Annotated in this window: 10 protein-coding genes; 5 read left to right on the top strand and 5 right to left on the bottom strand. The window is 62.6% G+C overall.

From position 1 onward, the window contains the following. Window positions 1–9 precede the first annotated feature (9 nt). Window positions 10–324 (top strand): hypothetical protein, encoded by a 315-nt coding sequence (locus CHB75_RS17070; RefSeq protein ID WP_089272706.1) that lies wholly within the window; start codon window positions 10–12, stop codon window positions 322–324. Window positions 325–342: 18 nt separating this feature from the next. Here the strand turns inward: CHB75_RS17070 and CHB75_RS17065 are convergent, their stop codons facing one another. Further along, the gene (locus tag CHB75_RS17065; protein ID WP_425439513.1) at window positions 343–1374 is read right to left on the bottom strand and encodes a replication initiator protein A; all 1032 of its coding nucleotides are present in this window, start codon (window positions 1372–1374) and stop codon (window positions 343–345) included. A 507-nt stretch (window positions 1375–1881) separates the two neighbouring features. On the opposite strand from CHB75_RS17065, the gene CHB75_RS17060 reads away from it, so the two are divergent. After that, complete coding sequence (locus CHB75_RS17060) at window positions 1882–3273, top strand: AAA family ATPase (protein WP_176439178.1); 1392 nt, start codon at window positions 1882–1884, stop codon at window positions 3271–3273. Between the two features lie 34 nt (window positions 3274–3307). Then, entirely contained in the window at window positions 3308–4378 is a 1071-nt protein-coding gene (locus tag CHB75_RS17055; protein ID WP_089272702.1) for a ParB/RepB/Spo0J family partition protein, read from the top strand. A gap of 81 nt (window positions 4379–4459) precedes the next feature. On the opposite strand, the gene CHB75_RS17050 is transcribed toward CHB75_RS17055, so the two are convergent. Continuing rightward, window positions 4460–5278 carry an ABC transporter permease gene (locus CHB75_RS17050; RefSeq protein WP_089272700.1) on the bottom strand — a complete coding sequence of 273 codons (819 nt, stop codon included), beginning with the start codon at window positions 5276–5278 and terminating at the stop codon, window positions 4460–4462. Window positions 5279–5385: 107 nt separating this feature from the next. Between CHB75_RS17050 and CHB75_RS17045 the strand changes: the two genes are divergently transcribed. Beyond that, window positions 5386–6609: a KpsE/RkpR family capsule polysaccharide export protein gene (locus tag CHB75_RS17045; RefSeq protein ID WP_245841031.1), complete on the top strand. Its 1224-nt coding sequence runs from the start codon at window positions 5386–5388 to the stop codon at window positions 6607–6609. 16 nt (window positions 6610–6625) lie between these two features. Continuing rightward, the gene (locus CHB75_RS17040) at window positions 6626–7309 is read left to right on the top strand and encodes an ABC transporter ATP-binding protein (RefSeq protein WP_089272698.1); all 684 of its coding nucleotides are present in this window, start codon (window positions 6626–6628) and stop codon (window positions 7307–7309) included. On the opposite strand, the gene CHB75_RS17035 is transcribed toward CHB75_RS17040, so the two are convergent. The 3 genes from CHB75_RS17035 to CHB75_RS17025 form a co-directional block, all read right to left on the bottom strand. After that, window positions 7306–8139, bottom strand: coding sequence for a hypothetical protein (locus tag CHB75_RS17035; RefSeq protein WP_089272696.1), 834 nt, complete (start codon window positions 8137–8139; stop codon window positions 7306–7308). The genes CHB75_RS17040 and CHB75_RS17035 overlap by 4 nt on opposite strands. Then, window positions 8136–10523 carry a rhamnosyltransferase WsaF family glycosyltransferase gene (locus tag CHB75_RS17030; RefSeq protein ID WP_176439177.1) on the bottom strand — a complete coding sequence of 796 codons (2388 nt, stop codon included), beginning with the start codon at window positions 10521–10523 and terminating at the stop codon, window positions 8136–8138. The genes CHB75_RS17035 and CHB75_RS17030 overlap by 4 nt, the downstream gene beginning before the upstream one ends. A gap of 64 nt (window positions 10524–10587) precedes the next feature. After that, the gene (locus tag CHB75_RS17025; RefSeq protein ID WP_089272694.1) at window positions 10588–11916 is read right to left on the bottom strand and encodes a UDP-glucose dehydrogenase family protein; all 1329 of its coding nucleotides are present in this window, start codon (window positions 11914–11916) and stop codon (window positions 10588–10590) included. Between the last annotated feature and the right edge of the window lie 261 nt (window positions 11917–12177).

Genomic DNA, 12177 nt, shown 5'->3' with positions numbered 1-12177 from the left:
GAGGACAGAATGTATCTGACACTGATCCCTCTCCGCCACGACACCCCGCTGATTGCCGAACGGCATGGCGACGTTCTGACACTCAATGGTAAGATACATGATTTCAGCACCCTGCCCGAGGGTGGTGAACTGTCGGCCGAAACACTAGGCAGTCCTTGGATCCCGGAACAGGTGCGCCGCCGGGACGGCGTGCTGCACCTTGTACTGCTGATACCGCACGGGGCGGATGCGCCCGCGATCAGCCGCTATCCCGCACCGCTGACGCTGGAACAGGACGGCCCTCTGGACCTGCCACCCTATGGCGCGACGGGCACGGCGAACTAAGCCGTCAGGAAAGTTTGATCAGGATTTTCTGTCACCCCGAGCCCTGACCCAACCAAGGAAGGCTGCATCGGGATTGCCCAGACGGGGGCGCCCAGTGCTGGCCCACCAGTCCTGCCAGACCGATTGCAGCGCATAGACATCCGCGCCGGGGGCGATCTCGCGGGCGGTGTCCAGCGTGGCGGGTTTCAGCACCGGTGCGCCGCGGGTCTCGGTCACCGCAGTCGCGCGTTCGAACAGGATCAGGTCACCGTCCTTTTCCGACATCACATAGTCAGGCAGATGGGCATCCTGGATCATGCGCCGGATGGCGGCCCGGAACACCCGCACGGGTGCGGTCGATCCGGACTTCTTGTGCAGCACCGCGACGCTCACCGTCCAGCCCGCCTGACGGCCGCAATGCTTGCGGGCGAGTTCGTAGACCCGCCGTTCCAGCGGTTTGCGCAGGCGGAAATAATCCCGGCTGAGTGTCAGGACCGATCGCCCCAACACCGCCCGAAACAGCCAGTCCGACAGGGTCACCGTCACCGAAATCATCCGCCCGCCGCGCGACCGGCGCACAATTTCCCAGGCTTCGATCAGACCGAAGCCGCGCGTCGTTTCGTGCCCACCGGTCGCGATGTTCGTGGTGATGCGGGTCCCGGCCAGCCGTTCAAAGGCTTCCTTGAGCCGGGTGTAGGCATCGCCCGAGGTGTCGCGATTGGTCGCCACAAGCAGGTCATGCGCCTTGAGGTGCAGCGTGCGACTGACGGCGCGCCCCGCGTTCAGCCCTGCCATCAGCTGGCTCACGCAATAGATCAGCACATCCTTGTCGTGGATCGTCGCGCGACCCTTCACGCTGGGCGTGACCTCGACCTGAGTGCCGTTGTGTTCGTAACTCAGCACCCGCCGGTCCGGTCGGGTACTGAGCGAAAAGATCGGATGCTCCATGGTGCCAAGGTCATCCTTGGGGCTGGCCCCGAACATGTCGCAGACAAAGAAGTCCGCTGTCGGATGCCGGTCGGGCATGAGGTTACCCCCGCCCCCGCCCGGGATCATAGCTGATCCGGCCATCTGCCTGTCCTCGCCTTTGGTGCGACTGCTCTGCCGCTTTGCCTGCCCCCGACTTTTTGATGCGATTCCGCTATCGGGGTTTCAGTGACACCCACCCTAGAGTTATCCACAGCATGCGTCCAGCGCGGGCTGCGCCGCGAACCATGGATCAGAGTCGCCTTGTCGGGGGATCGGAGTCGCCTCAACGGGGGATCAGAGTCACCCTTGTCCAAAAGGCGGCATTCCGCGCCATGTAAACAAGGGCTTTGCGACAGCACCGCTTTCCCCGTAACGTATCAACTAACAAAAAATAACAGGGCGAACAGCAAAGCAGTGCTGAAATGCCGCCGCTTCCCCAGATTTCACCTCTGAATTTGCTAAGAAAAAGAGGTCGTGTACGGGTTTTTCTTTCATGTATGACGTTTTGTGTTATGCTGATGAAAAGCGCGTACACCTTTAGAAAAACGCGTAAGTATGAGGCCTATACAGAGGCAGACAAGCCTCTGTATCCGAAGAGGACGCGCAGTGATGAAACCCGACACCCGGGGGCCTCTGCCCCCCTATTTCAACATCGATCCGGACGCCGCCCTGGCGCATCTGGGCAACCCGGCGACAACCAAGGGGTTCGGCGCCATGGCCCGCGCCTGCGAGGCCGGGCGTTCGGATCTGGCCTCGCGCGGGCTTGAGGCGGATGGCCATAGAACCCTGCGGCTGTTTTCAACATGGGAGATCACCCGCTATCTGATCCCCGTCGCCACGGGCCATTTCCGCCGGGTGCTGAAACAGAACCCCGACTTGCCGCAGGGCCGCTCGGAAACTGAAGGCGGCGCCAAGTGGTTCACCCTGGACGAGGTGCTGCGCCTGCGCGCGCATTTCGGAACCGAAGGGTCCAAGGCCAAGGAGTACCTGCCCTATCGTCCCCAGGGCCTGCCGGCCAAGATGGTGGCCGTGGCGAACTTCAAGGGCGGTGTGGGCAAGACCAGCACGGCAGCGCATCTGGCGATGTCCGCGGCCCTCGACGGCTACAAGGTGCTGGTGATTGATCTCGACTCTCAAGGCTCCATGACCTCAATCTTTGGCGGCAAGGTTCAGGACGAATGGCAGACGGTCTTCCCACTGCTCGCGCGCCATTACGCCCTGCACCTGCGCGGTGAAAATCAACGCCGGATGGACCGGGGCGAGGCGCCTCTGCCGCTGGATGACACCCTGTCGGATGCGCTGGATGTGAAGGCCCAGAGCCTCGTGCAGAAAACCCACTGGCCCAACATCGATCTCATCGGTGCACAGCTGAACCTCTACTGGGCCGAGTTCCAGATCCCGGTCTGGCGCATGTCCGGGCGCGGCTGGAAGCTTTGGGATGCGTTGACCGACATGCTTGAGGCAGACGGAATTCTCGATGCCTATGACATCGTCTTTCTCGATACGCCCCCCGCGCTAGGGTATCTCACGATCAACGGGCTGGCGGCCTCGGACATCCTGCTGGTGCCGCTCGGGGCGTCGTTCCTTGAGTTCGACTCCACGGGGCGGTTCTTTGACATGCTGCATTCGACATTCTCCAGCATCGAGGATGCCGAGAATATGGCCGCCCGCGCGCTGGGGCGCGACGAGCTGTCGTTCCAGTGGGATGCGGTGCGTGCGGTGGTCACGCGCTATGACGGGAGCCAGCAGGCGGAGCTTGCCTCGCTGATGCAGGCTTACCTTGGTCAGACCCTGAGTCCCCACCGGCAGGATTTCACCGCCCTGATCGGACAGGCCGGCGAACAGGTGCAGGGCATCTACGAGGCGGATTACCGCGACTTCAACCGCGAGACCTATGTGCGCGGGCGCGAAACGTTCGATGCTACCTATGCCGCCTTCAAGCAGCTGCTGATCGGCGCCTGGCGGCGCGACGCGTTAGGCCTGCAGGAGGCCGCAGAATGACCCCCCTGCCCCACCACATCCAAGGAGCCATGTGATGGCCAAGCGCAAACGCCTTACCCCCGCGAACCCGACTTATCTGGACGACACGCCGACAGAACCCACAGGCATCTTTGCCCGCGCGGCACCCATTGCCGATGTGGCCCGCGCCGCATCAAGTACCGCCGCTTTCGAAGAAATGGCCGACACCCTGACCCGTGCCCGTACCGAGGGGCGCATGGTCCTTGAACTGCCGCTTGATGCTGTCGATGTGGGCTATCTGGTGCGCGACCGCATCGTGGTGGAGGACGCCGAGATGGAATCGCTGCGCGCCTCTGTGCTGGCGCGCGGCCAGCAGACCCCGATTGAGGTCGCCGATCTGGGGGGCGGGCGTTATGGGCTGATCTCGGGCTGGCGGCGCTGTCAGGCGCTGCGCCAACTGGCCGAACAGACCAATGATGCGCGGTTCACCCAGGTGCTGGCCCTGCTGCGCCGGCCCGATCAGGCCTCGGATGCCTACCTCGCCATGGTCGAGGAGAACGAGATTCGCGTCGGTCTTAGCTATTACGAACGCGCCCGCATCGTGCTGAAGGCGGTCGAACAGGGCGTCTTTGATACTCAGAAGGCGGCCCTGCAGCAGCTGTTTCACGCCGCCTCGCGCGCCAAGCGGTCCAAGATCGGCAGCTTTCTGGGGATCGTTCAGGCGCTGGACGGCAGCCTGCGCTTTCCCCAGGCTTTGGCTGAACGCACGGGGCTGACTCTGTCACACGCGCTTGAGGATGATGCCGGACTGGCCGGGCGGTTGCGTAATGCGCTTGACGCGGCGGCCCCGGACACGCCAGAGGCAGAACAGGCCGTGGTCCAGTCGATCTTGACGCCGCAACCTGCGCCTGAAGGGGGTGGCACCTCCCCTGCCCCCGTCGTCGCGGCACCGGCCGTCTCCACCTTGCCCGGTGTGCCGCAGAACATCGCCCCAAAGGGGGGCAGACCACAGAACGAGGTCGAGGAGGTGGCGCCTGACCTCTGGTTGCGCCAACACGGGAATGGCGCGCTGACCCTGTCTGGGGCAGCCCTGACCGAAGACCTGCGCCACGCCCTGACCCAGTGGTTGCGGCGGCAGGTGGATTAATTTTTTTGACCAAATGGTCAAATGTTTCGCGTGCGAAACAAATCCCTGCCCCTGCCCCTGCCCCGCGGCACGTCGGCAGGTTCATATGTTGACGATGTCGCGGTGATAGCGGCGCAGCAGCAACAGCCCAAAGGCTAGCATCGCCGATGACAGACCGAAGACATACAGCGGTGAGACATAGCTGTGGTCATAGGTGGTATAGATCCCGCCGCGCACCTGACCCACCACATGCACGAGGGGGTTCCACCACAGCCAGTCACGATAGGGCAGCGGGATGGTTTCAAAGGTGAACAGGATGCAGGATATGAGGAACATCGGCCGGTTCAGGATTGCCCAGACCCGTTCCCAGACAGGATAGAGCGAGAGCAGGTAGCAGTTCAGGGTTCCCACCGAGACGGCCACCGAAAGTGCCATGAAAAAACCAAGCGCGATAGCCGGAATGTCCAGGATGACGTCAACGTCGTAGGCCACCAGGATGCCGATAAAGACCAGCCCCGAAATCAGGATCTGGGTCATCGTATTCAGTAGGACGCGCGCAATCATCGCATCCACAAAGGTGACGCCGGGATAGAACAGCAGCTTGCTCGAAAACTTGAGCGATGCGGCCAGCTTGCTCGATATATCCATATAGGCCATGAACGGGAGGACCCCTGAGGCAAAGAACAGCGGAAAGCTGGTGCCGAGTCTGGGGGTTCTGAAGGCCATGGAAAAGATCAACGTCATCAACATGATCCCGAGAACGGGTTCGAGAATGGCCCAGAGATACCCCAGCGCCGAGCGACCATACGTGGTCGACATCTCACGCAGCATCAGCGCCACGATCACGCGCAATGTCACGAACCGCCGGTGCGGCGGGCGCGCGCGTTGGGAGGGAAGCGAGAGGGGCGCAGGCTGGTTCATGGCAGTGATTGGCTTTTCCTCATCTTCGATAAGGAATTATTAACGCAAACTCGGATAATAAAAGATTAACGCGGGATGGCCCGGCGGCGCAGTTGAAGAGGCCTATTTTGAAACACGCGATCCCAGGGAGCGACAGCACCTCGGCCACTGTGCCGCAGGGACGGCAGGATGCTGCCCCGCGCCCAGCTGCAGGCCCCACACGCGTCCGGCGCCGTCACCGGCTGCTGATGCTGAGCTTTGTGCTATGGGTGGTGATCCCGCTTGTGGCGACGGGCTGGTATCTCTTCACCGTCGCCCACGACCAGTTTGCCAGCAAGGTCGGCTTTGCCGTGCGCACCGAAGAGGTCGGTTCGACACTCGCATTTCTGGGGGGGGTCGCCGGGCTTTCGGGGTCCTCCTCGTCCGATACGGACATCCTTTATGAATATATCCAGAGCCAGCAGATGGTGCGCGCCGTAAGTGCGCGGCTGGACCTGCGCGAAATCTATACTGTGCCGGGAGATCCGGTCTTTGCCCTAGGCGAGGATGCCCGGATTGAGGCGCTCTGGACCTACTGGCAGCGCATGGTCAAGGTCTTCTATGATCGGGGTTCGAGCCTGATCGAGGTGCGGGTCCTAGCCTTCGATCCCGCCGACGCCACGGCCGTGGCCACGACGATCTTTGACGAAAGCAGCGCGATGATCAACACGCTCTCGACCATCGCACGGGCCGATGCCACGCGCTATGCCGAGGGAGATCTGCAGCGTGCCCAGGAGCGGCTCAAGCAGGCGCGCCAAGCCACCACGGCGTTTCGCAACCGCACCGGGATGATTGATCCCCTAGCCGATATCCAGGGGCAGATGGGAGTGGTCAACGCGCTGCAGAGCCAGCTGGCCGACGAACTGGTGTCGCGCCAGACCCTGCTGGACGCTGCCACCAGCGTCTCTGATCCGCGGGTGACGCAGCTGGACGGCCGGATCGAGGCGATCCGCAAGCAGGTCGTCGAGCAGCGCAGTCAGTTTGGTGGCAGCGTGAACGGCCTTGTCGGGTCGGCTGCGGACCAGGTTAGCGGCGATGCGGCGTATGCCACCCTGCTCGAGGAATACGAGGGGCTGGAGATGGATCGTGAATTCGCCGAGAAAAGCTTTCTCGCGGCACTGGCGGCGCGCAATGATGCTATGGCAAAGGCACAGCGCCAGTCGCGCTATCTGGCGAGCTACGTGGCCCCGACCCTGGCGCAGACGGCAGAGTATCCGCGCCGGTTCGTGCTGATGTTCACCATCGGGGGCTTTTTGCTGATCTCGTGGTCGATCGCGGCAATGATCTATTATTCGCTGCGCGACAGGCGCTGAAGCGGGGATCGACCGGATGATCCAACTGCGTAACCTGTGTAAGACCTTTGTGCTGGACGGGCGACGCAAGATGGTGGCGGACAATCTCAATGCAGTCTTTCCCAGCGGGGCTTCCGTGGCGATCCTGGGGCGTAACGGGGCAGGAAAGTCGACCCTGATGCAGATGCTGTCCGGCGCGACGGAACCGGACAGTGGCGAAGTCCTCTCAACGGGGACAATATCCTGGCCGGTCGGGTTTGCCGGATCTTTCAACGGCGATCTCACGGGGTTGCAGAACGCCCGCTTCATCGGACGGGTCTACGGCGTGGACACCGACGAGCTGGTCGATTTTGTTGAGGGGTTCGCAGAGCTGGGCCAGCACTTCCGCCTGCCAATCCGCACTTATTCCTCGGGGATGCGGTCGCGGCTGGCGTTTGGCGTATCCATGGGGCTGCGGTTCGACACCTATCTGGTAGACGAGGTGATGGCGGTGGGAGATGCTGCCTTCAAGGCCAAGAGCGAGGCCCTGTTCCATGAACGGATGCGTACCAGCGGGGTGATCATGATCACCCATTCGCTGGGCCAGGTGAAACGCATGTGCTCCAAAGTATACGTGCTGGAAAAAGGTCGGCTGAGACGCTTTAATAATGTGGACGATGGCATTGCCTTTTATAAGGCGCTGATGCGCAGGCCCCACCCGGACACCATCGCGGCAGGTTAGCTTTCGGGCAGCCGGTTATCATAGCCGAATTTTTCCAGCAGGGCGGTATTCTCTGCGGCAAAGGCACCCTCGATCCGGGCGATGCGTTCGGGCGTGCGCCCGCTATCCGGTGCGCGTGTCTTTCGAAATGCCGCGCGGAACATGCTGCGAATAGCTCTGTCCGTTACGGCAGGGTCGTGCATTGCGACGGTAATGCGGTCGCAGTCTTCCATACGCAGGGACGGATTGGTGCTGTGATGCGGCACCTCCCAGTCCAGCGCCGCCCCCGCTCCCAATTCATGCTCCAACACGTTGCGCATGGCGCGGTGGCTGCTGACGCGTATCGCGGTGTCCGGGAATTGCTTTTGCCAGTTCGTCAGGAAGGCGGATGGTTTGAGCGTGCGCACGCGCCGCTGCACGAAGGCGGGGAAATCCATACCGCCATAGGGCTTGCGCTTGGCGAGGAAGGTTTCGAAGTGCTGCTTCATGAATTGTGAATAATCGCCAAACAGGAATTCGCTGAAGGGGCGCAGAAACGCCAGGACCTGTACGGTGGTGCCATCCTCGCGGGCCAGGGCTGCCAATGGTTTGGCCAGACCGGCACGGGAGTAAAGATCCTCGTGGCTGAGCACCACGGTGTGCGCGCCGCCCGCGAACAGCGCATCGAGCCCCGCGCGGTCGATCTGGTCCAGATCAGCGGCGTTGCCAGGATGGTCCGGTGCAGCAGGGCGGTCGTGTGGATAGCGGATGCCACGCAGGGCCAGAGCCTTGGCGTTTTTCAGCATCACCTGTTGAAGGTAGGTCGATCCGCATTTGGGAGAGCCTATATGCAGCAATATCCGGCGGCTCATGAGGCCTTCTCCGAAGTCGTGTCGGAAGGTTGTACCGATTGGGGGGCGCGGTGCAGCTTGGCCGTCGGCGTGCAGGACAGCATCCGGCCCAGCCGCTCTGCCAGCCCGTCGATCATCACCTCTGGCGACAATCCAAGTGTGGTGAGGTCGATGGCGCGATCAGTGGCTGTGACAGGGCCGCTGTGCCATGCCTGCGACAGGGCCGCGGCCAGGGCAGGGGCGGTGGCTGGCGCCGACAGGATCGCGGGGGTGAGTGTGCTCAGATCCTTGGGGCCAAAATGGTTGGTCACAACCCGTACGCCCGAGGCCGCCATTTCGATAGGCGGATGGCTGGGGTGTGGGGAATACATCAGCGACAGACCCAGATCGGTGCCCAGCAGATAGTTGGGGTAATCCTCCCATGGCAGCTTGCCCAGGCTTTCCAGCAGCACGCCGCCGGGCAGGCGCACCGGATCATGGCGCAGACCGACAGACACCGGGGCGATGTCCTGCGGTCCCAGTTTTTCGGTCTCGATAAAGCGCGACAGTGCCTCGATCGCGGTGGGGTACATGTTGCGCGCCACTTCGGGGCGGCCATAAAGCGCCAGACGGCGCGGCCCGGTTGTGTCGCGGCGCGCGCCCGCCGCGTAGCGCGCAATGTCGATGGCCGGGTGAAAGGCCAGCGTATCCCCGGTCGCAAAGCCAAATCCCTGCTGTGCAAAGTAGTCGCGCAGCAGGGTGGTGTTGAACACTGGTTCGAAATCGAAGTCATAACTTGCCATGGCATCGGCACAGTCCGATCCCCAAGCGTAGAAATTCGGCTCGAAATCCTGAAGGAGATAAAGAAACCGGCTTTGGGAATAGCCATGGTCGCGGATCAGCCTATCGGCCAGATGCGCGCTCCACCAAGCGGTGGCGAGAAAAACATCACCCCGGTGGGCTGACAACTGGCCCCCCCGCACGCCACACTGAAGCGAGACGCGCGCGGCGGCCTCGGCCGCCAGCCCGGGCTGGCGCTGCAGCACGAAGCTGCGCGAGACAGCGGGGGATGAGACCGGCAGGTCCGTGGCGACAAAGCGCACATGGAACCCCCGTGCCGCCAGCCCCAGCCCAATATCCAATGCGGTGACGATGCCGGCAAAGATCTCGGTCGGGTTGAGCGTTGGCACCATCACTGTCAGCGCCGGAGCAGGGGCGTCGAATTGCGGGTGCCAGCGCGGCACCTTGCGCTGATCAATCAGCCTGTCGTGCTCCACTGGTTTCAGGACCCGGGCGATGGCGGCCCGGGGTGGTTTCGGTGCGATACCGGGTGCCATGGAATAGAGCCGTGTATCAAAATCGCCTATCGCCTTGTCTCGTCCCGGTCCCAACGCCTCGCGCAGGATCCAGGCCGCGCGGCCCAGATTGACCACGGCAAAGCCACCCGCGATGCGCGCCAGCGCCAGATGGCCGCTGAGCGCCAGTTTCGCGCTGTCCCACAGATGGGTTGCCGCCCCGTCCATACGGCCCAGATAGGGCCGCAGCGCCCGCGCCTGGGCATCCCCGGCGGGCAGCCGCCCGTCATCCACCGCATCGCTGATCCGATTGTGGGCGGACTGGGCCAAATAGCGGGCCAGCGCATAGGCGGCGGCCTCGTGGCGGATCCACATGCCATTCGGCAGATGCCGTTTTCCAGCGCGCAGCCAGCCTTTCTGCCGGTCCACGGCGCCGATGGCATTGGCGCCGTGCTGACGATAGTCGACAAGTTTTGCGCCGATCAGCCCGACGCCTCCCGTGGCCGCCGCGATCAGCCCGAGCCATAGGTCATGGTAGTAATGCACCCCCGACTGCGGTGGAAAGGGCAGGGCGATGCGCGCCACCCGCGCTCGCATGGTCAGCGTCATACCGGTGATGTTGTTGCGATAGAGTAACCCGCGCAGGCCGGGATGGCGATGGCGACGCTCAAAACGAAACATCGAGCCATGTGTCTGCGCCGCGCCATCCGGTCCCACCAGTCGGGCATCAGAATGTACCATCTGGGCTGGGCTGTCGGTCAGTGCAGCCACCCCGCGCGCCAGCCGGTCGGGGTGCCAGATATCATCCTGATCCGACAGGGCGATCAATGGTTCCGGATCGCCCTGGGTATTCAGCACCGGGATCAGGTCCAGCGCGTTCGCCAGCCCGGCTTCGACCGCGCGTACGGCGTCAAGCTCGGCATCGCAGGGCACGCAGGTGCAGGGCAGATCAAGCTGTGCAGCGAGGCCGCACACCAGATCGGCGGATTGCATATCGGCAATCACCGCCACCAGATGCCGCTCCTGATGGCTTTGCGTCTTGATAGAGGCCAGCTGCGCGCGCAACTGGTCGGGTTTCGGCCGGTAGACGGCCATGACAACTAGGATCAGCGGCGGCTTGGGGGCGGTCATGGATGTCCTTCTGGACCTTGGGAGAGTGGGCCCAAAAGGAGCTTATGTGCAGAATGTTGCGCTGTCACGCAGCGCTGCCACCCAGGGCCGCGCGCCCGATGCTGTCGTAGCAGGAAAAGCCCGCAGCCCCGGCATCTTCGGCTGAATAGACGTTGCGCAGGTCGGCCATATGGGGCGTGGCCATGCCAGTGGAGATCCGCTTGAGATCAAGCGCGCGGAATTCATTCCATTCGGTCAGGATCACCAGCAGATCGGCACCCTCGCTGGCGGTATATGCATCCTCGATCCAAGTGACTCCGGGCAGGAGTGCCTCGCCTTCATGGCGGCCTTGGGGATCGCAGACACGCACCTTGGCTCCGCCGCCCACCAGCGCGGGCACAATGGTTAGGCTGGGCGCATCGCGCATATCGTCGGTGTTGGGTTTGAAGGTGACGCCCAGAACCGCAATCGTCTTGCCGTTGAAGGACCCGCCGCAGAGATCGCGCAGCTTGTCGATCATCCGGCGCTTGACCTCTTCGTTGACCTTGATCACCGCCTCGGTGATCTGCATCGGGATGGCATGCTCTTGGCCAATCCGGGCCAGCGCCTTGGTATCCTTGGGGAAACAGGATCCACCATAGCCGGGGCCGGCATGCAGAAACTTGTTACCGATGCGCCCGTCCATGCCCATGCCGCGGCTGACCTGCTTCACATCCGCACCGACCTTTTCGCACAGGGCGGCGATTTCGTTGATGAAGGTGATCTTGGTCGCAAGGAATGCGTTGGCAGCGTATTTGATCATTTCGGCGGATTCCAGATCGGTGGTGACGATCGGGAAGTCGCGCAGATAGAGCGGGCGATAGATATCGGCCATGACCTGTGCGGCACGGTCGGACTGCACGCCCACAACCACGCGGTCGGGTTTCATGAAGTCGTCGATGGCCGCCCCTTCGCGCAGGAATTCGGGGTTCGAGGCGACATCGAAGTCGAGATCGGGGTTGGCAGCGGCGACCACGTCGCGCACCTTGCGGTTGGTGCCCACCGGCACGGTGGATTTCGTGACGATCACCACATAGTCCTTGGCGACCTTGGCGATCTCTTCGGCTGCGGCCATGACATAGGTCAGATCAGCGTGACCGTCCCCGCGCCGGGTGGGTGTGCCCACGGCGATGAATACCGCATCGGCGCCCTCGACCGCGCTGGCCAGGTCCATGGTAAAGGTCAACCGGCCGGCTTCGACATTCTTGGCCATGAGCTGATCGAGGCCGGGTTCGAAGATAGGCACTTCGCCGCGCTCAAGCATCTCTATCTTGCGGGGGTCCTTGTCGACACAGATAATATCGTGGCCAAAATCCGAGAAGCAGACCCCAGAAACAAGGCCGACGTAGCCGGTACCGATCATTGCAATTTTCATAAAAAGTCTCCTTCAAACCCCGTAGGCTTAATAGCATGTATGGCAGATCGGGTTTGACCCAGACCGGTGATGCCGTCAATGCGCAGAGGGGCGGATTGCGCTTTGCTCATACGGCTGTGCCTAGGAGCCGCCGTTTTCCGCGCCGCTGGTCTGTGAAAGGGACTAATGTAGCCTCTGGCGGGTCTGGATTGGGGCGTGCCTTGTAGACATTCGTCGGGACGACACGGTATTGGATATTGGCCAGCAGAGTAAGAGGCGATT

This window comes from Puniceibacterium sediminis (assembly GCF_900188035.1).
GTDB classification, from domain to species: domain Bacteria; phylum Pseudomonadota; class Alphaproteobacteria; order Rhodobacterales; family Rhodobacteraceae; genus Puniceibacterium; species Puniceibacterium sediminis.
This window is presented reverse-complemented; position numbering and strand designations above follow the sequence as displayed.